The 20,942-nt window shown below is 56.7% G+C and carries 21 protein-coding genes; 9 read left to right on the top strand and 12 right to left on the bottom strand.

Features of this window, described 5'->3' with window-relative positions; genetic code table 11:
* Positions 1-33: 33 nt before the first annotated feature.
* Positions 34-1,269 carry a DNA (cytosine-5-)-methyltransferase gene (gene dcm / locus WDM86_09195; protein MEI9990201.1) on the bottom strand — a complete coding sequence of 412 codons (1,236 nt, stop codon included), beginning with the start codon at positions 1,267-1,269 and terminating at the stop codon, positions 34-36.
* On the opposite strand from dcm, the gene WDM86_09190 reads away from it, so the two are divergent.
* On the top strand, positions 1,177-1,551 hold the full coding sequence (locus tag WDM86_09190; protein ID MEI9990200.1) for a hypothetical protein: 375 nt from the start codon (positions 1,177-1,179) through the stop codon (positions 1,549-1,551). The two genes, dcm and WDM86_09190, sit on opposite strands and share 93 nt — an antisense overlap.
* A gap of 223 nt (positions 1,552-1,774) precedes the next feature.
* Complete coding sequence (locus WDM86_09185; protein MEI9990199.1) at positions 1,775-2,062, top strand: hypothetical protein; 288 nt, start codon at positions 1,775-1,777, stop codon at positions 2,060-2,062.
* Positions 2,063-2,290: 228 nt separating this feature from the next.
* Here WDM86_09185 and WDM86_09180 read toward each other — a convergent pair whose 3' ends face one another.
* The 3 genes from WDM86_09180 to WDM86_09170 all read right to left on the bottom strand — a co-directional run bounded on the left by WDM86_09180 (position 2,291) and on the right by WDM86_09170 (position 5,674).
* A complete protein-coding gene (locus tag WDM86_09180) occupies positions 2,291-3,781 on the bottom strand; it encodes a Fic family protein (GenBank protein MEI9990198.1) in 1,491 nt (496 codons plus the stop codon).
* A 216-nt stretch (positions 3,782-3,997) separates the two neighbouring features.
* Positions 3,998-4,858, bottom strand: a complete 861-nt coding sequence (locus WDM86_09175) for a hypothetical protein (GenBank protein ID MEI9990197.1) — start codon at positions 4,856-4,858, stop codon at positions 3,998-4,000.
* Positions 4,859-5,182: 324 nt separating this feature from the next.
* A complete protein-coding gene (locus WDM86_09170) occupies positions 5,183-5,674 on the bottom strand; it encodes a hypothetical protein (protein ID MEI9990196.1) in 492 nt (163 codons plus the stop codon).
* A gap of 174 nt (positions 5,675-5,848) precedes the next feature.
* On the opposite strand from WDM86_09170, the gene WDM86_09165 reads away from it, so the two are divergent.
* A complete protein-coding gene (locus WDM86_09165) occupies positions 5,849-6,817 on the top strand; it encodes a hypothetical protein (protein ID MEI9990195.1) in 969 nt (322 codons plus the stop codon).
* An 882-nt stretch (positions 6,818-7,699) separates the two neighbouring features.
* On the opposite strand, the gene WDM86_09160 is transcribed toward WDM86_09165, so the two are convergent.
* Together WDM86_09160 and mobC are read right to left on the bottom strand one after the other, a co-directional pair.
* Positions 7,700-8,953 carry a relaxase/mobilization nuclease domain-containing protein gene (locus WDM86_09160; GenBank protein MEI9990194.1) on the bottom strand — a complete coding sequence of 418 codons (1,254 nt, stop codon included), beginning with the start codon at positions 8,951-8,953 and terminating at the stop codon, positions 7,700-7,702.
* Positions 8,950-9,306 (bottom strand): plasmid mobilization relaxosome protein MobC, encoded by a 357-nt coding sequence (gene mobC, locus WDM86_09155; protein ID MEI9990193.1) that lies wholly within the window; start codon positions 9,304-9,306, stop codon positions 8,950-8,952. Before mobC ends, WDM86_09160 begins: the two co-directional genes overlap by 4 nt.
* A 507-nt stretch (positions 9,307-9,813) precedes the next feature.
* On the opposite strand from mobC, the gene WDM86_09150 reads away from it, so the two are divergent.
* Together WDM86_09150 and WDM86_09145 are read left to right on the top strand one after the other, a co-directional pair.
* The gene (locus tag WDM86_09150) at positions 9,814-10,449 is read left to right on the top strand and encodes a twin-arginine translocation signal domain-containing protein (GenBank protein MEI9990192.1); all 636 of its coding nucleotides are present in this window, start codon (positions 9,814-9,816) and stop codon (positions 10,447-10,449) included.
* A gap of 2 nt (positions 10,450-10,451) precedes the next feature.
* Positions 10,452-11,819 (top strand): type IV secretory system conjugative DNA transfer family protein, encoded by a 1,368-nt coding sequence (locus WDM86_09145; protein MEI9990191.1) that lies wholly within the window; start codon positions 10,452-10,454, stop codon positions 11,817-11,819.
* Positions 11,820-12,246: 427 nt separating this feature from the next.
* Here the strand turns inward: WDM86_09145 and WDM86_09140 are convergent, their stop codons facing one another.
* Complete coding sequence (locus WDM86_09140; GenBank protein MEI9990190.1) at positions 12,247-12,612, bottom strand: hypothetical protein; 366 nt, start codon at positions 12,610-12,612, stop codon at positions 12,247-12,249.
* Positions 12,609-12,830 (bottom strand): hypothetical protein, encoded by a 222-nt coding sequence (locus WDM86_09135; protein MEI9990189.1) that lies wholly within the window; start codon positions 12,828-12,830, stop codon positions 12,609-12,611. Before WDM86_09135 ends, WDM86_09140 begins: the two co-directional genes overlap by 4 nt.
* A 680-nt stretch (positions 12,831-13,510) precedes the next feature.
* Between WDM86_09135 and WDM86_09130 the strand changes: the two genes are divergently transcribed.
* Entirely contained in the window at positions 13,511-13,936 is a 426-nt protein-coding gene (locus WDM86_09130) for a hypothetical protein (GenBank protein ID MEI9990188.1), read from the top strand.
* A gap of 520 nt (positions 13,937-14,456) precedes the next feature.
* Positions 14,457-14,816, top strand: coding sequence for a hypothetical protein (locus WDM86_09125; GenBank protein MEI9990187.1), 360 nt, complete (start codon positions 14,457-14,459; stop codon positions 14,814-14,816).
* Positions 14,817-14,854: 38 nt separating this feature from the next.
* Here WDM86_09125 and WDM86_09120 read toward each other — a convergent pair whose 3' ends face one another.
* Positions 14,855-15,070, bottom strand: a complete 216-nt coding sequence (locus WDM86_09120; GenBank protein ID MEI9990186.1) for a hypothetical protein — start codon at positions 15,068-15,070, stop codon at positions 14,855-14,857.
* A 611-nt stretch (positions 15,071-15,681) separates the two neighbouring features.
* On the opposite strand from WDM86_09120, the gene WDM86_09115 reads away from it, so the two are divergent.
* Complete coding sequence (locus WDM86_09115) at positions 15,682-17,478, top strand: DUF3422 family protein (protein ID MEI9990185.1); 1,797 nt, start codon at positions 15,682-15,684, stop codon at positions 17,476-17,478.
* Positions 17,479-17,927: 449 nt separating this feature from the next.
* Here WDM86_09115 and WDM86_09110 read toward each other — a convergent pair whose 3' ends face one another.
* The 3 genes from WDM86_09110 to WDM86_09100 form a co-directional block, all read right to left on the bottom strand.
* The gene (locus WDM86_09110) at positions 17,928-18,296 is read right to left on the bottom strand and encodes a helix-turn-helix transcriptional regulator (protein ID MEI9990184.1); all 369 of its coding nucleotides are present in this window, start codon (positions 18,294-18,296) and stop codon (positions 17,928-17,930) included.
* Between the two features lie 103 nt (positions 18,297-18,399).
* The gene (locus WDM86_09105) at positions 18,400-18,819 is read right to left on the bottom strand and encodes a DUF3768 domain-containing protein (GenBank protein ID MEI9990183.1); all 420 of its coding nucleotides are present in this window, start codon (positions 18,817-18,819) and stop codon (positions 18,400-18,402) included.
* Positions 18,820-19,151: 332 nt separating this feature from the next.
* Positions 19,152-19,472 (bottom strand): hypothetical protein, encoded by a 321-nt coding sequence (locus WDM86_09100; GenBank protein MEI9990182.1) that lies wholly within the window; start codon positions 19,470-19,472, stop codon positions 19,152-19,154.
* A 323-nt stretch (positions 19,473-19,795) separates the two neighbouring features.
* Here WDM86_09100 and WDM86_09095 point away from each other — a divergent pair, with 323 nt between their 5' ends.
* On the top strand, positions 19,796-20,554 hold the full coding sequence (locus WDM86_09095; protein MEI9990181.1) for a hypothetical protein: 759 nt from the start codon (positions 19,796-19,798) through the stop codon (positions 20,552-20,554).
* The last annotated feature ends 388 nt before the right edge of the window (positions 20,555-20,942 follow it).

Here is a 20,942-nt window from a genome sequence, read left to right as displayed (position 1 = left end):
CTTTGGCGCCCTTCATTTGCATCCCTGAAATGCTTACTTCTGTTTTTGTTCGGGTCCGCGTCTCTTTTTTCGTTTCCTTTCAATGGTATGACCCAGTAGTCGAAGTACAGATTCGCCGATGATTTGTGCCAGGAACGGAGGCACCGCATTGCCGACCTGCACGTACTGTTGCGTCCGATTTCCCTTGAAAAGGTAGTTGTCTGGAAAGGTCTGGAGCCTCGCGGCTTCGCGGACGGTCAGACTTCGGCACTGCAGAGGGTCGGGATGAATGAAATAGTGGCCGTCCTTCGATATGTGCGAAGTGATCGTCGTCGAAGGTTGGTCCCAAAGCTGGACACGAAACCTATCTGAGAAATCACCCGAACCCCAGTTTTCGTGTTTTGGTGCAAGTGCATCGGGAAAATCCGCGGCCTTTGGCGATGTGCCAGTCACTTCTCCGAATACGCTGACGAAGAAATACCGCCTGAGATCGGACTTCATGTGAGCGCGCGTCTCGCTATTCGGCAGACGCTTCAGATGCGGGTCGACGATCCAGGCTCTCAGTTTTCGCGGACAGGTACGGCCAATTCCGACCGGAATTGACTTGGTTCGTGATCGCGGCAAACGGGAACCCTTGGCCTTCCTCGCATATAACGCGACCTCTTGTGTGAAGCGGTCGAATTCCTTGCCCGAGAGGTTGTGGTCGAGGCCTGCAACGGCCGTGATGGCGTCGCGGACTGCCTTCTTCCAGGCCTGCTTTGTGTCCTTTGTTTCACTCAATCCGCTGCGCAGCCTCGGCATTCCCAATAGAACAGCACGAACAGCAACCTCCCTCGCGGAACGCCTTGGAAGCGCGCGTTCGATGCTGTCGGAATTGCCGAGACAGTCCTTGCGAATGCCAACCAGAATGACGCGGTGTCTCGCTTGCGGGATGCCAAAATCTTCCGCACGGACGACGTAATCGTTTGCGTGAGTTTTCTTCTTCTTGCTGTTCGGCGCGGAGCCGTTTGTCTTCGGCGCGAGCGGAACGAGCTTGTAGCTGTGTCTGCCCGTGCCCAGATGCGCCAGATCGTCGAGAACCTTCTCGAATATCTTTTCGCCATCTATCGAGGACGAAAGCAGTCCCTTGACATTCTCCATGACAAACGCTGCCGGCTGCAGACGTTTCAGTATCCGGATGTATTCCTGATAGAGAAAGTGTCGCTTGTCGTCGCCCGGGACGTAGTCCTCGATGCCCTTGTTGCGGGCGCGGCCGACAAGAGAATAAGCCTGGCAAGGCGGACCTCCGATCAGGATTATTCTGTCGCCGTATTCTTTTCGGATTTCATCGAGTCGCCCGTCCAGCTCCGAAATCTGCTTCGCGTTTCCAAGTTCGAGATGGAGCGCCTCGCGGCAGGCGGTCGCCCACTGTTCCGGATACAGCTTCTTCCAGTCCGGTTCGCTATCGAGTCTGCCATTCAGAAACTGATAGTATTCGGCTGGAAGGCCCCCTCGAACTGCCTCAGAAAGCTTCTTAGCAGCAGGGTTTTGTGCGCGTGTTCGTCCTTTTCAACAGACAGGACGATGGAGTAGGGCCGGTGATCATCCTGTCTGACGTTTGCAAAGCCTTCTGCAAGACCGCCCGGACCTGCGAATAGGTCAACAACTGCGTAGGATGCCTTCATGAACGCGCTTCTCTTCCCGCGCGACTTGTGCGAATCCATGTGCAGATAGACAGGTCGGAGTCTGTGATCGAAGAACAGAGACACGAGGAAAAAACTTGGCAGACATTGTGGACAGGCAGACAAGATCGCGAATGATGTCGCGGATACGAGGCCGGGACACGGCGCCTGAGCTGCAACTCAGAAAGTTGATCCATGCGCTCGGGTTCCGATACAGGACCCATGTCGGATCCCTGCCGGGGCGACCGGACCTCGTGTTTCCGAAATACCGTGCTGCCGTGTTTGTTCACGGATGCTTTTGGCACCGGCACGAGGGGGTGCCGATTTGCAACGATGCCCTCGTCGAATGTCGAATTCTGGCAGAGCAAATTCACAGGAACACTTGCCCGGGATTCCCTCGTCAGGGAGCGGCTCGGTCGTGATGGATGGCGCGTGGCGATCGTCTGGGAATGTGCCTTGGAAAGGCAGGCTGATCGGGTCGCGAAACAACTCGCCCGCTGGCTCAAGTCGTCGGCACGCGCGCTGGAGGTTCCGGCCCCAGGCAGAAAGGCGAAAGCAGGATGATGTTGAGTGAACAGCATTTCCGAAAAGGGTCGGGCAGACTGGTTTGGCGGACGCAATCATTCCGACAGCTGTGAATTGCGGTCGCATCAGGCAGCGCCTGTTTCCGGCAGTCGCAGCCTTATCCCGCGCTCTTCGGCTTCGGTGCTGTCCATGAAGGCGTTGGCCGCCTTGAGTTCGGCCTCGGCACGGCGGAAATCTGTCCAATCGATAGTCAGTGAGAATCGCTGGGCGAAGTCCAGCATCCGGATGAGCGGCTCGGGGCTGGTGCGGTTGGAGATCGCCTTCAGGGCGCTGAGATAGTTGGCCCGATAGATCGTCGGAATGATGATCCGCTGCTCTTTGGCAGCAACAAGCTCGGCATTCATCATGATGCGTGCCACGCGGCCGTTGCCGTCGGCGAACGGGTGGACTTCGGCAACGAGGAACATCATGAAGACCGCGCGGTACAGCGGCACTTCCAGGGTCTTGAATATCTTGAACCCCTGGTCGAGGGTTCCGCGAACCAGTTCCGGTGCCACGAACATGGTCGCGCCGGCACGGTTGGCATCCTCCTTGTATTGTCCGGGAGCCTTGTCGGGCCGTGCGTGCATGATTTCGGCATGGCGGCGCTTCAGCAGCCGCTCGAATTCAGCGAAGGTCTGCGGCACGCGCTTCATTTCGTTCTTGTCGGCGACGATGCGATAGGTACCCAGAATGTCGTGAGCGTCCTGCGGCCGGGCCTTCGGGATACGATTTTCAAAGATGATGGCCTTGGCCTCATCCACCGCGAATTCAGTGCCTTCGATGAAATTGGAGAAATAGGCCTCGAAAAAGGGCAGAGTTGTGCCGTCGCCTGGCGCTTCGGGCCTGGCAAGCGGGGGCGAGCGGTGCAACTCGGCACGCAAGCTTTCGAACAGCGCAAGACGCGACGGATCGTAGGCCAATCCTTTCCTGCGTGCGCGAGCAGATGGGGTTCGCAGCTTGTCGGTCTTGGTGTTGAGCAGGGCGCCGATCATTCCATTGAGCGCGGCAAATTCCTTCTCTCTTTTGATCCGCGGTGCGAGCTTGCGCGCTTCGTCACGCAGGCGGTTCAGCTCATCCTCGCCGGAATGGCGCAGAAGATTGTCGAGATAGGTTTCGATTTCCGCTTTCGATAGCGTGCGGGAGACAGAACCTCTTCCTCGGCTTTGCGCAAAATTGTCGAGAAGGGCGCGCGGACGCGATGAGAAGTGGACGACACCCATGAAGGGAAGATCGCCGGGCTGGGCGCGCGCTCCGCGCCGGGGTTTCAGTGTGATACCCGGCAAGGCGATATCGCTCAGGCCCTTTTGCGACACGAGAAAGACGGACCCGTTCCGCGCGGGGCCGCCCTCGATGGCCGTGCGGTCGGCGATCAGCGCGTCGGGAAAGTAGCCTGCAACGATCTGCCAGAGACCGGCGCGCACCAGGGATTCGGGATTTGAAGTCAGGTCTTTGGTATAAAGGCGGGAAGCCAGCCGCCGAACCTTGCCCGCGCGGACGGCCTTGGAAACCAGCCTGCTGGTGCCGGTCGTCGAGACGAATGTTTCGGGCAGGTCGTCGAGGGAATTTCTGGCCACTAAGCCTCGGATTCGGGGGTAAAGTAGAATTTTCTCCCCTTAAGCCATAGCAAAAGGCGAATTTTCTGGCTATATAAATCTTATGGCCGTGCCTCAGTGCGGTTTAAGAAATCGAGAATTTGCGGCGATCATCGCCGCAAATTCGGCAATTCGTAAACCGATCCGAGCTCCAAGGCCGTCCCGATGGCCGATCCTCGGCTACAACGAAAAACCCGATCATTCTTCGTCATCTTCTTCCTCGCCGAATTCCCGTTCGTATTCCGACATCGGCCGAGGCCGCTGTATCACCTTTGCAAATACGGCTTCCGTATCCTCGGCAAGGGGATCGAGATCGTCGATGCGCCAGCGCGCCCAACCAAGCCAGGCATCGACACGCGGCGGACGCGGCGTCAGGTCTTTCATGCGCTGCTCGACTGTACTCACAAATGCGCGCAACCGTTCGGCCTCGTTCCACGCGGCGGACAATTCCCGCAATCGCTCCCAGCGGTCGGCTTCGATGCCCGCTATCTTGCGCCTATATGCGCGTCGCCGCTGCCGCCGTTCGAAGTCGGCCTGCCATTTCTTTCCCTCGACCGTGCGCGCCGCCGCAGCCTCCAGTTTGTCGACGATAGCATCGATCCGGCGTTCGAAAAGGCGCCGGGGCTGCTCGTCGAGACGGCGTTTCCCATTGTACTCGGCAGAGATCGTGATCGTGAAAAGTCCGGAGGGCTCCGCGATCTGCTTCCACGTTCTACCGGGTGTGTTGAACGGGCTCTTGAGCTCCGCCTTCGTCAGCGGGATCTTCCGCAACCTGTCCCGCTCGTAGATCGACCAGTCCACACGCTCTCCGCCGATCCACAGCCATACCGGCCACACGCCGTCTTTCGGGTGCCCCACTTTGTGTCCGCGCTTTTCGGCGGTCTTGAGCAATGCGTCCTGTATCCGCCACCTCCGCCGATGCAGCGCCATACCTGGAGACTCGAACCATTCCGGCGCCTCGGCTCTGGCATGTTCGATCCAGGCCGCGACGATCGGATGGGGATCGGCCGGAAGTGCAACAAGGGGAGGAATAATCGGGCGAGGCAAAACGCGTGGCATGAACAAATCCGCATACGCCGCTAGGCGGGGAATTCAAGCCGGAAATTCGGCGCCGTCGCGCGATATACGGATTTCCGTATAAACGGCGGATATACGGAAATCCGTATAGACCGATAGAACGTGATCGATAGAAATAATCCTATCGATCATAAATGCCGTGACGAATGATCGATAGAAGCCGTTTCCCTTCCGCGAGGCTCTCGTCATCCGGACCCAGTCGAAACATTCCCGATCGGTAACATCCTCGGATGATAGCGGCCAAATCCGCCTCTTTATTCCCGCTCGGGAAGCTTACTTATTGCGATCGATCGGGTCGCATGACAATCACGACCCGGAATATCGCGCGACCGTCCGATCGAGTCGCTTCCACCACGAATATTTCTGAAAATATGCGCGGATGGTCAGCAGAGCTTGGAGTGCTAGATACCCGCCAATACCGATAAGAATCAGCGCGATCCAGCTATTGATCAGCCCGAGGAAGACAAACGCGCGAAAGATATAATCCCTAAGCAGAAAGATCACTATGGGAACGCCGAGAAGAAACGCTGTGGCTCCTAGCAGACCCTCGTAGGCCGGCCTCGCCAGTTCGGCGCTCATTCCTCGAAGATTTGAATAGCTCTGCACCGCGGTGAGCAGGGCACCGTCGCGTTCACGCTTGAGCACGAGCCCGATGTCGCCGGACCGAAGTCTTACCCACTCACCCGGAACTGCATGCGGATAGTCTGGGATATCGGATTTTGGAAAAAACGAAGCGTGGGTATTCTCATCAAGGAAGCCCAAAATCCGGTTCGACTTCCAGAAAGGCAAGATCGCCATCGCATCTCTCCATGAGTGCTTGGCGGTTGTCTTGGGCGGCCACATGCCTACCAGTTTGCGAAAAACCGCTAAACACTATGGCCGATAGTGTTCATTGATCGCGCAACGCGGAATCCATACTGTGAAATGCGTTGATCTGGGGCTAGTTTTACAGGGTCTATTTATGGCGCCGCCATGACCATCACCCAATCCACGGTTACGATTTCTGACGTATTGTATCTCCTCGGCGGCCTAACAGCAGGCACACACCAGGACGGCCGTCTCTTCATTGCGCCGGATACCAAGGGCAACCTTATTCGGTTCGAACTTCAGGATAAGAGAGGTTACGCCACAGCCTTTCGGAAGTTTGGCTTGGATCTTCTCGGATGGGAGTCGGTAGGCCCCGACTATTCCGTATGGCACGTCTTCCCCCAAAGTGCTGACGGCAAATCCCCTTCAGATTTCTGGAATGGGATCGCTTACGCATCGCACAATGCAAAAAACGTCGAACTAGAAGAGCTCGCACGATCCATCTCGTTCTCTCTCCTAACCGCCAGTCTACGAATGCGGGATATCTGCCGCGAATATGCCTTCCAGAATCTTCAAGCAACCAAGCAACATGTTGTGCCCGGACGCCGCTTCGCAAATATCCGAATTTTCGAGCTCTACATGGCACTTCATTCGTTCCTCGCAGAAATTTGTTCAGCGCGGGACTATTTGGCGCAATTTATGGCTGTTCATTTTCTCAAAGCCAAAGATGTTCGAACGATGGCTCAATTGTATGGATCGCTCAAAAAATTTCCGCCCGATCAGACGCCTATTCAAGACCTCGTGCTGAAGATGTGCGACGAATCTAGCAGCGACGGTTGGTTGGCCCGCCTTAGTAGATTTCGGAATCTGATCATTCACAGCGCGCCTATCAACAAGATCGCGAAAGATCGTTGGTTGACCGCAAATACAATCGACATTCAAGGGAAGGAATTTTATCAAATCCATCTTGGAGTGCCGCTTGACCCGATAGCCGATCCGAATGGATCGTATGTCGATGCCCTGGCTCACTTCCGCCAGCTGATGTTGCTATTCTTTGGGTTGGCACGAACTGTTGGCGACATGAGCGGAATTCAACCGGAGACCGTTTCGATAACGGACGCCGACCTCAGGTGAGGCCACTAGGGGTTCTTGCGTCCAGTAGTCTCCGTAGGCAATGCGGACCACAGCAACTTCGCTAATGCACGTTCCTCATCACCAATTGGTGTAGCGTAGATCGCTGTGGTCTCAATTTTTGCATGACCAAGCCATCTTTGGATAAGCGTCAGCGCAATTTTCTCCTGCACGGCATTAATGCCAAATGCGTGTCGTAAGGCCTTCGGCTGAACAAGTTGCCTCGGGAGCCCTGCCGAAACGCCAATATCCTTGACGCATTTCCATGCGGTTGTGCGGCACCAAGGCCACAGTCTTCGATCTCCCGCATCGGCACTCATTCTATTCGGGATCGAGTGCACGTTGCACAGCATTCGCATTACCATGTCGGGAACGGGCACCGCTCGAAACACGCCCCGAGATCGGCGTTTCAATGTCTCAAATATTATGGCCGCATCATCGACATCGACCCGAGCGCATGTAAGCCGTAGAACCTCTGAAATCCGGGCTCCAGTTAGCGCGAGTACCAAACAGAATGATCCGTGCGCGCCCCCTTTGCGCAGCGCGGCACGAATAAACTCGGCCCGCTGTTGCGGAGTCAGGTATTTTCTCCGGCCCAATTTATCATGAAGTGACAACTGCATCGCAAAACACTGAAGGAAAATTTTTTCAAAAGCCAAATCGGCCCATTGACTCGCTGAATCCGAAGTGAACACTATCGGCCATAGTGTTTACTCTGTACACGGATGAATGGCCAGCGCTGCGATAGCTGAAGGCTCGAACAATGCCGCATGGTCAAATTCGAACTGGCAGCTCGGAATAACGTCCGAATGGCATCACTCATTTTGAGGAGCCCATGCAAACCCATCCCGCAAAGCCGCTTCCAGCATTGGCCAAACGCTGCCCTTAGCGGCTCCGGGTGCGGCCTCCACCGGGAGCCTCGCGTTGCCGGTCGGGGTCGTCGTCATGGCCATCGCCGCTTTCCTCCTTCTCCTGCAACTTCTCAAAAGCGCGCGCCATTTGATCGGTAACTTCGCCCGGAGGCTCCTTCGTGTTTTGCTTTGATCCGCGCCCTTCGCTCGGTGCAGCCTTCTTGTCTTTGTCTTCCTGGTCGCGCCGCCTTCGGTCGTTTTCCTCCGAACGCCGCGCCTTTTGCTTCTCTTCTTCCTGGCGATCGGGGTCGCCGTAGTCGAACATTCTTATCGCCTCTCCCTGCTCATTGAGTCGGGCTTGACGCTTCTTGTGATCCTTTTGGGCGGCACTGCTTTGACTAACGTAGTCGTCCCCGCGCGCATAAGCTTTGTCCTGGAGGTTCTTCGATCTCACCTCTTCGAGTTCCTCAACTGCGGCGCGGCGGCTTGCGGCTATCTCCTTCGCCTTCTCGATATCGGGCAATGCTTCACGATCGATCGACGACATAAATCCCCGAAGCTCGGCAGCTTTAATGTCATCAATGCGTCGGGCAAGGCTGTGAATACCGCGGCCACGGTCGATCACCACGAAGTCGCGACGGTCGCCTTTGGCAAGGACGTATCCTGCATCTTCAAGGGCCGCCCGAAACGTTTCTGCGTTGTCGGCGGAGCGGAACACCTGCGTAATTTCCTCTTTGACCTGCTTGCCCTTGATGCCCGTCCTTTCTTCCTGCCGGAGTTCGGAACGGCTCGGCGTGCGGTCGGGGCGCTTCACGCCGTCGCGCTCATGGTGCGCGCCTTGTACCTTCTCATGCCCGAACAATCTTTCCAGTTCGCGGGAGACTTCCTCGTGCTTCCGATAATTGTGGCTGTCCGAAATGGATTTCATCTGATCGAGGTCGATCCTCGACCACACGACGTGGAAATGCTGCCTTCCTAATTTCTCGTGCAGCACAACGACGCGCGCATGCCCCTCAAATCCGAGTTTCGCTTCCAAAGCATCGAAGGCCTGTTCTCGTTGCTCCTCTGTCAGCCGATATTGCGGGCCGGGGCTGATCGCCGCGTGATAAAGAGACTTCTCGCATCTCGTTCCGGCCGCGTAGGCGTCCATTTCCAGAAGCGCGCCGCGAAGATCCTCGGCGACTGTTCCCCGTGTGCCGAGAAGCGTGACCCTCTCGTTGGTTTCCGCGTTGCCGAGGTGCTTTGCCAGAGCTGCGGGCCCTGCGCGCGATTTGCCCTTGATGATCATGGCTCGCGGCCCAGCGCGCGAAGTATGGCTTCGCGAACCACTTTCAGGCCTCCAAGCGCGAGGAGGATTTCGTTCTGGTAGACGGTGAGGCCCTGGTTGGCCGCTTTGGCTAGCTGGTTCAGGTTGCCGCCGATCTTGCCGAGTTCGCCAAGGAGCCTTGCGAGCTCGCGGCGCTCGACCGGCGGGCGCCTCACCTGCCGGGGCGCAGGTGCGTCGAGAAGGATTTGGCGCGCATAGCTGCTCGGCGTGAGACCGGCTCTTTCGGCCTTGGCCTCGACGATGGCGCGCTCCTCATCGGACAGCCGGATCGGAAAGATGCGGGTGCGAACCCGCTTTTCGCTGCCGCTCGTCATGGGAAACATCCCATGTAGGGGTGGTGCGGAAGGGGGCTGGGCCCCCTCCGCGCTGGGGTCTCGGGGAGCAAGGCTCCTTGAGCGCGGGCGCCGAGGGGGCGTACCCTTCGGCCTGTGGGGCGGGAGGCGGAGCGTTCCCGCGCGGGTGATCCAACGAGGGGCAAGGCTCCTCTTGGCCGGGGTGCACGGGGCCGGAGAGCCCCTGCCAAGCCGCGCGGAGCGCAAGCAGGATCGGCACTGCCGGGACTGCGCCGCGTATTACCGCGCATGGCTTGCCCTCAATCTTATTTTCCGAATCTACCCTTCCTTTGAGTTTTTGAACCAGAGCATCGCACCCCCAAATTTAGGGGGATACGACGTGTGAGGAAGGGCAGTCACCTCACATTCCGGCGGTCGCTCGGCATGTGGGATTTATACCAGACCAGAAATACTTGCGGGCCCAAAAAAAGGTAACGTGCGAATAGCGGCGTATGAAAAAGCGAGTAATTATATTGCGATAGGTTGGCGATGAGCGGGCAGTCCACCAATTTCTGGCAACAAGTTACTGGGTACACCCGAGGGGCGATTGCCGTCTTTCTGCTCCTGTCGATCTCTGCCGCCGTCAACGGCGCGTTCCTCCCCACGATGATATTCGTCGGGCTGCTCTGCGGCGCCGTTTCGATCTACCCGTTTGTCCGGCGGCAATCGCTCGGCTGGATCATCGATGAGCGGGGTGAGCGTCAAAAGGTCGAACACGTCAATCGGGGCCAGCCGATCTATAGCCCGACGACGCACAAGCAGAGGGTCGAACAAGAAGCTGTGGTCAAGGCCGACCGGCGCAGGGATTTGCTGCAAATGTCTGCCGCCACTGCCATCGCCGCAGGGATTGCGGTTGGCATCTTTGCCACCAAGCCGTTCGGCGTTTGGTGGCTGGCGGGCGGTCTGGCGGCTTTAGCTGCAATCTCCCCGCTGATCTCTGCTTTGCGTCTTGCCGCTGTCGAGGTCGTCTACCAATCCGGCTTTCAGGACATACCCGGCGCTAAAGTCCTCGACCCTTCGCCGCTACGCGCGGGGCTCGGCCAGGTCGCGGAGCAAAAGGCGCACGGCAGCGGGCGCGTGGCTTCGGAAGAAGAGGCGCTCGCGGCCTTAAAGTCGAAGCGCTAGCGATGCCCGATTCCATCTATCTCGGCAGATATCGCCACGAAGATGGAAGCCTTGGTTCGGAACTCACCTATGAGGGAGAGCGTCACCTGCTGCTCTTCGGGCCGAACGGGTCAGGCAAGGCAACGCGCGTCCTCGTTCCAAATCTTCTCTCGATCACGGGGCGGTCGATCATCGTCATCGATCCGAAAGGCGAACTTGCCGCCATCACGGCGCGATACCGCCACAGTATCGGCGACGTGCTGATCCTCAATCCGTTCGGGGTTCTCGGCATCCCCTCGTCCGGGTTCAATCCGCTTGCCTTTCTCGATCCTTCGTCTCGGACTTTCTTCGACGATGCGGCCGCTCTTGGCGAAGCGCTCATCAAGATCGAGGGCAACGACCCGCATTGGACGCAGAGCGCGCGAAGTCTCGTTATCGCCCTCATCATGTGGGAGTGCATTTTGGCGAACCGCCAGAAGCGCGTGCCCCAACTCGGCAATGTCCGCTTCATGCTGACGGAGGGAGATCGGCACGAGCCGGATGGCGACGGCAAAAAGAAACTCGTAGGGGGCTTACGAAAGACAATCGAGCAGATGGTGGCCGAGGGCGGATACGAGATCGCCAGCCTCGCCTCGCGATTTGGGAGGGATAGCAATGAAATCTCCAGCATTCAGTCGTCGGCGGACTCGCAAACGCAGTGGATACTTTCGCTGCCGCTGCGCGAAAACATAGCGCGCAACGATGTCGATTTCCGCGCGCTCAAGAAAAAGCCGACGACGGTTTATCTCATACTGCCCGCCGAGCAAATGCGGACGCACAGTGTCTGGCTCCGGCTCGTGATCGTCAGCGCGCTCCGCGCGCTTTATTCGCCCGGAGGCTTGCGAACGCTTTTTATCCTCGACGAATTCGCGCAACTCGACCATCTGCCGCCAATCGAGGATGCGCTCGGTCTCGTGCGCGGATACGGCGTCCAGGTCTGGCCGATCTTGCAAGACCTGACCCAGCTAAAAGCCCTCTACAAGGAACGGTGGGAAACCTTCGTCGCCAACGCCGGGATCGTTCAGGGCTTTGCGCCGAACGATCTCACTACCGCCGGCTGGATGAGCGAGCGCGCGACGAAGGCAACGGAAGTCGCGCTCGGCTACAATACGGGCGACAGCCTTTCGCCGAAAAACCAAAGCTCCAATGAAGGGCTGACTTATCAGCAGTTCGGGCGGCCCGTGTTTCTGCCGCAGGAGCTTCTTGATATGGGCGAAGGACAAGGCATCCTCTTCGTCGCAGGCAGCATGAAGCCGGTGCCGTTCTTTGGCATGAACTATTGGGACAACCCGGTGTGGAAGAGCAGGGCCGATCCCAATCCCTACTATCAGAAGCGGAGCCGCATCGGCTGAGGCTGCGACCAGCGACGGCGGCGTGTGCGGTCGCGGCGCGCATGGGGAAATTCGAGTTCGAATTCGGGGTCGTAGGTATTGTCGCCGATCCAGCGCTCGCGTCCGCCGCGACCCTGTGATGGATAAGTCCTCTTGCTGTCAGGGTCTTCGCCTCCGTCGAACTGTCCGTTCGGACGCGGCTCTGTTGCACCATGGACTCCATGCTTGCCGGTTTCGCCCTTTGGGGTTTCGTCCGGCCTCTTCGGCTCTTCGACGGGGCCGGGCAGAAAAATAACGCGTGGAGGACAGGCCATGGGTCTCCGGGGGTTGCCGGAGGATTATAGCTGCAAGAAGCCGCCGTGGTTTACTTTCATGCAAACCGTGCCAGATCAGCGATTTAGAACGCGAAAACAAAGCCGGAGCGGCGAACCGCTCCGGCTTTACCGAGTTAAAACAGGGAGAGCTGGCTATTGTCGCCATGTGCTCCTTTTCGGCCAAGACCGATAACGGTTTCGACGTAGGAACGGGCGTAGTCCTGCGGCGTCTCCGCCACCAGGATATCGCCCATTGGCGCGAAGTGGCTGAAGTAGCCGGTTTCGCTGATGGGAATCCGTCTCGCAGGTTCATGGCGACTTCGGAATTCGAAATGTCCGTAGGCGAACTCTCCGTCGGACCAGTTGGGAGTGTAACTCACCCGCATTTCCTGCCCGTCAACGGCGAGCATGAAGTGCTGAACCTTCTGCTTTTTCGGCGCAGCCCTCCCCGCCTTGCGGCGGGGAGAACGGCCGGAAGCCTTATTCGCGGCGCGGCTCACTTGTCGTCTCCGACGATTACCGGCTTCGGTTCGCGGAGGACGATTTCCGCGCCGGGTAGCGGGAGGGCCCGGAACTGGAGGCCGAAGCCTTTGCCGTCGCCGTGTTTCCACGCTGCGCCGATCTCGAACCAGTTCGACTTGTCTTCGCCGTTCTTCGTCACGCTGTAGATGCGATAGGCGGGAAGCTTCTTCTCTTGGGGTTTTGTCGTCTTTTTCATGTGATGTTCCTTTCGATTTTGAAGCCACGCTCATCGCGGCCTCGATGCGGTTCGTCCGCACGGGCGGTCAAGCGGTGCTGTCAAAAAGCCGAAGGCCCTTGCCGTAATGGGTGCCCGAAGGGCGGGCCCCTGTTCGGTTTTGATGGCGGCGCGCGCCCGTGCAGAACTACGCATCTTTGGAAGGCCGCTAGCGTGGCTTTGCCAAAGGAACAACACGAGCGACAAAATCCGAAAGCGTCCTCGAATACTTTCAAAAAGTACGTGGTTGTCGAGTTACTTAGACCCGAGTGACAAACTGCTAGCAGTTTGCAAGAAAGGGGTGACTCCAAGGAGTATGACAACGAGCGCATACATATGGCCGATTCTCAAAACAGATATCCGGGCCGCACGGTTAGTGCGCTCGCCGTTGGTCTCACCGTCGGATCACTCGCCACAAACGCGCCTGCGATATTAGCTTATCGCCAGGGCAAGGATTCGGTGAAGGTCGAGTATGTGGCCGACGCGGCAATTGCGTGTTGCACCCTAGGTGCCGCGATCGTGGTAGCGGCAATCGTCCGGTCGAGACGGGCCAATAAAAGCCAGAATATTGCACCACCGGCTCCCTGAAGCCGGTTTGTCTTGAAATCTTCAAGAATTGGTACGACGATTTCGGGTGACTGCTGTCATGATCGCGGCGGGTCATGTGCGTCTATGTCAACTCCCAGGGTATTGCGGGTGTCAGGCTAGAGCCGACGCCGGAAGAGTTGCGCCGCGAAAGAGAAAAGCGCGAAGCCGAAACAAGAGCTTCTGACGAAGCGACAAAGAGCTACGAGCGCACGAAAGCCGAAGCCACCCAACTTTTGAAACGGATCCGTCGGGAAGAATCGGAGCGCAAGGCGCGCGAAGCTTCGACTGCCGGAGCGTCAACAAGGGGCGCGAAACCCGATTGCGGTTCCTGCCCAAACCGGGCGACGACGCTAGCTGCTCGAATCTGGAGTGAGCCCTTTGGTAGCGGCGTAATGCAATACACCTTGGTCGTAACGATCATCGGGATGATTCTAAACGCGACCAACCATCCGCTTCTGGCCCAGATCGCAAGCTGGATAGGAGCCCACCTAAAGCTGTAAGTATCGCGGGAATGGCATTTTCTCTATCCTTACGCGAAGCGCCTAGAGCCCGGTCCTTAAAGGGCGCCCAAACATTTCTCTCCTAACTGCTGTCTCCCGTTTTGACGGCGCACCTTCGGGGTTATACCGGCTCGGCCGGCGGCACGGGTTCGCGCTATGGCCTCAACGGATAATCCAGCGTGGCGTAGTCGTAATACCGGTCGCTACCATCAACGATCTTAAGCAGCATGCGGTGGAAGAGACCCTTGAGCAGCTTGATGTCCCGGATTAGCTCGGGGGCGCGTCCTCCGGGGCCATATCATTGCCATGAGCGGCATCGTGTCTCCGCTTCCATGCCTTCTCTTCGTCGCCTCCCAGCTCGATTCCGATGCGCTTCAGCAGTTCGTCGGTCGTAACGCGGCGCGGCATGACCCGTTAATCCTTCCAGGCCGATTTCCCTTACAAATCAATACATAGGACGTACACAGACGAAGTTCTATTAGTTGCGCCTGTTGCCGGATATTCTACCGGCAGAGGCACAATGACGGACACCACATTTGTCGAAGGACAGATTATCGAGGGACGCGTTACCGGCAACTTGCACCGCAATTTGCTCATGGATGCGTATTTTACGTTCGCCGATTTTCTCGTGACAAGGATTGCGACGTTGTCGCGCGAAACCGAAATTGCCATACAGATCGCGTTTCTCGACAGCCAAAGCGATATTATCAATCCACCTCGAAATTCCGTCGTGCGCGCAACCGTCAACACCAGCCCCTTCGCGAAAGCTCCATTCTCGGCAACAACCGACACCTTGATGCTGACGAATATCGAGTTCGTGGAACGCGGGACTGGCCGGGTCATCAGCCGCATTCCATCCGCGTTGAAGTTTAAGGACTAGCAAAGCCGGAGCGGCGAACCGCTCCGGCTGGTCGATCATCAGACCTCGACGTTCTCGGCTGGCTTCGGCTCGCGCAGAACGATCTCGCCGTCGGGGAGCGGACGGGCCTTGAACTGAAGATTGAAGCCCTTGCCGTCCTTGTGCTTCCACGCAGCGCCGATTTCGCACCAGACCGACTTCTCGCCGTCTTTGGTGACGCTGAAGATGCGATAGGAGGGAAGCTTCTTGTCTTCGGGTTTGGTCGTTTTCTTCATGTGATGTTCCTTTCGATTTTGAAGCCACGCTCATCGCGGCCTCGATGCGGTTCGGCCATGCGGGCGGAAAAGCGAAGCGGTCAAAAGCCGAAGGCCCTGCCGTAATGGGGCGGGGGCCCCTGTTCGGTTTTGACGGCGAGCGCGCCCGCATAGAACGCGCATGTTTCGGAGGCCCGTAGCGTGGCGGTTGGATCGAAAGGAAAGTAGGAATAAGCCAACCAGCGGGGAGGTTTCATGTCGTTTCGCAAGCGTGGCCTTTTGAGCCGAGATATTTGCACTCAGCGACGCAAGTTGAGACGGGAACACGCGGATTGGTTTCGGCTGGCGAATCAGCAAATCGTCCGTTCTCTACGAAATAGCTTGTCCGCTGGGCGTTGGCGGAAGCGGAGGAAGTACAGGCACACGCGGATGGCGCGGAGGTACGCCTCCGCACTCTTCGGCGGACTACCTTTACCACTAGCCCATTTTAGCCATGGCGTTCCGATATTCGTTTCCCCGAACAGCCGTTATAGGTCGCTTGAAAATTGGACGCGAAACCAAATAACCTCGCTAGCATACAGACCAATCTTGCCTTTGACTTTCTTGCCTACTTTGGTGGGGGCCAATAGAAAATGCCGTTCATCCAGGATGACCAGTATCGAGTACAAAACGCGGGCGCGCTTCAGCGGCCCGCGCCCGTAATGGGGGCGCCTGGCCTTATATGGCATAGGGCGCTGTGGAAGCCTGAGAAAGTCACCGAGGATGTTTGGCACAGGAGTATCGACTACTACCTGTTTCGTCTATTTATGCACATGCATTATGAGGCGCAGACATGCGGAACGCTGGAAAAGGAATTTACGGCGCCGAACTTCGATCGTAGCTCCTCCCGCCTGTTCGCCTTTCGAAATCACTTCGTGGCAAACACGAAATTTGAAAACTGGCGCACCGAACTTCAACCATTTGAAAAGACGCCGACCCACGAACGATTTGTTCGGCACAATGTATTTTCGATACGGGCGCTCCTTCATGGACTTAGATTCACGGTGCGTGCCACGCTTCATACCGAGTATTGGTCTTTGAGCATTTGGTGCGATTTTAGTGATCTGTCGGCAGAAAATTTGAAGGATGCGGGGCCGGAAGCTCTTTCAATCTTTAACTTGTATCGAAGCATTTCTAAATTTGTTGAGAAACGATTTCAGTCGCGCTGGGGAGGAATCGTTTCGAAACCGGGGGAGGAGATACCAATACCTCTTAGTCAGGCACGAATTACCCTAGTCGATCAGTTCCGGGCGCTTGTCGCGACACGAATCCTCGCTGTTTGCGAGACGAATTTCCCCAAACAGGATGACTTATCCTTGGAGTCGGTGGGAGGCGTGTTTGCAGAGTTCTTTGGCAACGTATTCGGCGTCGAAATAGGCCCAGGAGAGTTGAGCTCTCCAATCGCGCCCAAATTGGCTTGTGTCCAAGTAGGGGATGCGCTCGTAGATCGAACTTTTCCACAGTCGATAGGCGACGCCAGGTTCGCCTCTAGGACAGCGTTGTATTCGGTTGATGCCTTCTGGCCTGTGATTGAAGAGCTCCATCGATCGCAGCCGGAGGAGACCTTGTATGGCAAGCCAGAATTCACGGTTTCACTATTTCAAAATAGTCGTTCTATCTATATTTCTGCTTTAGGTCGGCTAAATCCGGATGCCCGCGCTGCGCTCCAATCCGATCCAGTGATCTATACTATTATTCCGTCATACAGGACTCGTTGGCAGCTCGGGCGGCTTGTTGACCGAATAAATACGCTGGGCACACTGAGGTTGGCCGCATTGCGGGACCTTCAGAAGTTGTCAGATGCCAGTGAGAAGATGCGCGAACTGGAGCGCAAGATAAATTCGACCACACCCGTGGCCGCGTCGGCCTACGCCTCTGAGCTCACGCATCTTGGCAAGGCCTTCGAGGATGGCTTGATGTATCGCGTGGAGCGTTCGCGCTACTACGTCGCGCAATATATCGAGCTAATGCGACAACTCCGGTCCACCCGAGTCGAAGGGTATCAGCAGTATGAGGACTTTGTTAAACGCAAATTGTTCGATACCTTCGATTTCATAGATCGCTTAGGTAGGCGTTATGTGGAACTGCGATCTGAGATCCAACTCCTTCTCGACCGAAGCCGCACCGATAAGACGGTGAGTCTACAAACCAGTATGGATGATTTTCTCAAGAGAATGACAAGGCAGCAGGTTCAAACAAATTCGCTTCTTGAGTATGCCGAATGGTTCATTGCCGCACCTATCGCTTATTATGCTGGCATGGGAATTCACTATGTGTCGATTCTCACGTCCAAGCCCGTTGCTGAGGGCTGGGGCGTTTTGGCAGGAATTGTCCTCTATTTTATGCTCGTCTTTGGCCTGCGCTTGTTTCGCCGAAGCGCTAAAGTTTGAGGACGCTAGAACTCGCAAGCGGCGCCGTGTTGGGAGTGCTCGGGTCAGCGGCTTCAGAAGCTTCAAGCCGTGCTGAAATTTCGACGCATGTAGCACGGTATTGTTGCGACGCTTCTTGTGCACGCTGCCCCAGATACACGAGCCTTATAAGATAGGCTGTTGTAGCTGCACCTGTAATAGTTCCGAGCAAAAAGGGATTCACGAAAGAACACAAAATATGTTTCAGGATGCGGTCGCTCAACAGAGCACGCAAGTATATTATACACACAATATGATGTAGTAGTAATGGTTGCAAACTTTCTCAATAGAATCAAAGAGATGGCCATGCGGATCGACGGGCGTTGGATTCTGATCTTTGGTCTAGCTGATCCGGTCTCCAGGGAGGAGAGAATGATGCGAGAGGAATAGTCTCCTTCGGCCAAAGCGCACGTTTGCTGTTTGTGAGGCCGCTAGAAAACGGCGACCAGATGTCCCTCCTTCTTGCTCCCATTGTAGGGGCGGACACGGATTTCGACGGTGCGCCCGAGCGCGGTCAGCCAACCGGCAAGGCGATCGATGGTTACGCTTTCCATACGCCCGCGAAGCACTTTCGAAAGCGTCGGCTGGTCGGTGTCGCAAAGCTTTGCTGCTTCTTTCTGCGTAAGCTTGCGATGCTCGATGGTATCGCCGATCGCGTCGATAAGTAAACTCTTCGCGCCAAGCTCTGCAGCCGTGGATGTCGAAAAGCCCATATCACGAAATACGCTTCCGCTGCCACGGCGGACGGGCGCCTCTTCCTTCGTTCTTCGCACCAGGTTTTTTCGGTTCTTCGAATACATCCGTTCCAATATGGCAAGATTGCCATATTCCGATCAAGAACATTCGGAGGCCGATACGTCCGTGACGTTCGACACCGAGCCTAGCCGTGGTGCGGATTGCGGGTCAGTACTCCTCCGCCAGCATGATCGTCAGGACGCGCTTGGTTTGCGCCGCATCGGCGGGATCGTTCGATCCAGATTCCAGCGAGAGATCGTAATAGTCGATCTTCCAGAAGAGGCGCTCTTCGCCGATCCGGAACGCGCCGAAGTCATGCTCGCCGTAGGGATCGTTGTCGGCGTCGAAGTCGGAGAACGCCTTCACCGCTGCCAAGGCGGCAGTCGCGAACGGCACACCCATATCGGAGACGCCGGGAGTGAAGAGGCACTGACCGCCCTTGAGCGTCGTGCGGAATGCGTCGTTGAGATCGCGGATACGGTCGGTTCGGGATTGAGCGGACATTGTTCGGCCTTTCGACACTGAGCCCGCGCCAATCGCGGCCTCGATGCCGGCCGGAAGGCCGAAGGGTCGAAGCGTGACGGTCAAAGGTTGGCCTCCGGCCACCGCGAGGCGCGGAGCTGCACGAGCCGAAGGTGAGGAAGCGAGCGGCCTTGACCGGCGCGCGCCCTTCGGCAGGAAGGCGGCAAAGAAGAGAGGCTGCGAATGGAAAGCGCGGCTTATGAAGGCGAACAGCGCGCCGGGCTCCAGACTGACCCGTGTGCGCGAGCGCAGCGCATGGAGTTCGGACCCCAGGTGGTCTTATGCATTTTCGCTACACGGTTCGAAGCTGCAGGTAGGCGCAAAAAATGGGATGGCTGCTGCTCGATATCCTGCGTAAAGAGATCGAGCGCGGCTGAAGTCCCCTTCGGCTTCACGCCTCAAGCCAACGACTTCCACAACTTGGCCAATCTTCTCACGAAGTCACGACCATATTCGAAGGCATGGCCCATGTAGTAGCGCGTGCCGTCTGCAACAACGAGACAAAGGATAATGAAGCCGTATTTCTCAAGCGGAGACATGTGCCGAAGCAACGTGAGCATATCGATATGCGGCGTACACACACTCAGCAACAGCACACAAGCAGCGAGATAGTGGAGCGCGTGAAAGGCATCAAATCCGGCATTTTGTTTGGCATTCGGTGAGGCAAGCATCTTTTCCACCGCTTTTGGACCGACTGCCGCCTTTACTTGCCTTGGCACCAGAACTAGCCTTGGGTTGCGAGCCTTGGCGAGACTAGTTTCGGCAGTCGGTCAGGGTTGAGAACGACGGTGCCTTGGCACCGTCGTTCTCGCATCTCCTCCGGGGAAAATCAAAGATACCCCTTTAGAAACAATCAGTTACATCGTGGGCAGTATTGATGGTTGTGGCCTCTGCAAAGGGTTGTCACTCGTTTCCCGCCGTTTCCCGCCGTTTCCCGCCATTTACCCCCGTTCATAGACCGATTATCCTACTCTTCTAGCTGCTATTCCTCCCACAGACGAAACAAGCTAGCTTTGCAGTATTCAACTGATGGGGACTTACCATGCTGCCCAAGATTCCCAACGATTTCATGGATTTGGTGGAGCAAGATAGCGAAGGCGCCTTTTTCGCCAAGTGGCAAGAAAAGGTCGGCCAGTATTACTTCTATCGAGTGGTCGGCTTCGACGAAGTACTCAAGCACGCGGGAATCCGCTTTGCCGATATTTTCGACAACGACGACCTCAAGCAGGCAACGATCGACTTGGTCCCCGAGAGCTGGAAGAGGGAATTTCCGCGACCGCCTGCGGATTGGTCCTCTTTCAAGAAGGACCAGGTGACCTGGGCCAAGGATTCCGGCTTTCAAAGGTTCGACAAGGCGTGCATGTCGGTCCTGTATCTCTACGCTGCCTTGCGAGACATCGCCGGTCACAAGGTCGCGGAGCTCTATGATTTCTTCGATCTGTTCCACTACGTCAAAATCCGTCCTGCGCTTTTTGCCGTCGAAGGCTTCGACAAGGACTTTTATGACGCCAACATCGCGCGAAATGAAAAGCTGGAAAACGATGCGCTATCCGCATGCGGGCAGATCGAGCGCCGCTTTCTACTGATGGCCGCTGCGCAAGGCGTCATCACGCGTAATTCGGCAATCGCCCTAAGAGATTTTTTCAAGAATGAGCGCGGGTTCGCCTCGATGGGTCGGGTCATCTGCCGACCGACTCGTCCCATCAAGAATGAACTTGAGCAGGTTAGCTACGACATCGAAGAACTAGTCGCGACGGACGCGAAGTCCAAGAGGAAAGAGGTAAAGGCACGAGGGAAGTGAGCATTTGCATATTAGCCGAGCGTAGCGCCATGTCGCTGGGCGACGAGCAAAAACTTCCGTCGATGTGTGAAATCCAGGTTTGATCGAACAAATATGGACGCCGAAGATCTGCCGATCAAATTGCGAAATGATCGTATGCCGCGTCCGTTCAGATATATCAGGAATTCCTCGAAGGCTTGATCCCGGGTAAAGGGTTGGCTTAGCGAGTTTCCCAAATGCCTTCCGTCGCCATCGCGGCGGAAGTGTCTTCTCCCCTCCCATCCAGGTTGACCGGACACGCGTCCATCTGCGGATAGCGGCTGTATTGCCATGGCCTGAACCTCTAAGAGGGTTGTCTTCGTCGCTGAGCTCTAAACTTCGTCAGATGGTCTTCGATTGCGCGGCTGAC

The organism is Rhizomicrobium sp. (assembly GCA_037200045.1).
Lineage (GTDB): Bacteria > Pseudomonadota > Alphaproteobacteria > Micropepsales > Micropepsaceae > Rhizomicrobium.
The sequence above is the reverse complement of the archived record's forward strand: the minus strand, read 5'-3'. Positions and strand labels throughout refer to the sequence as shown.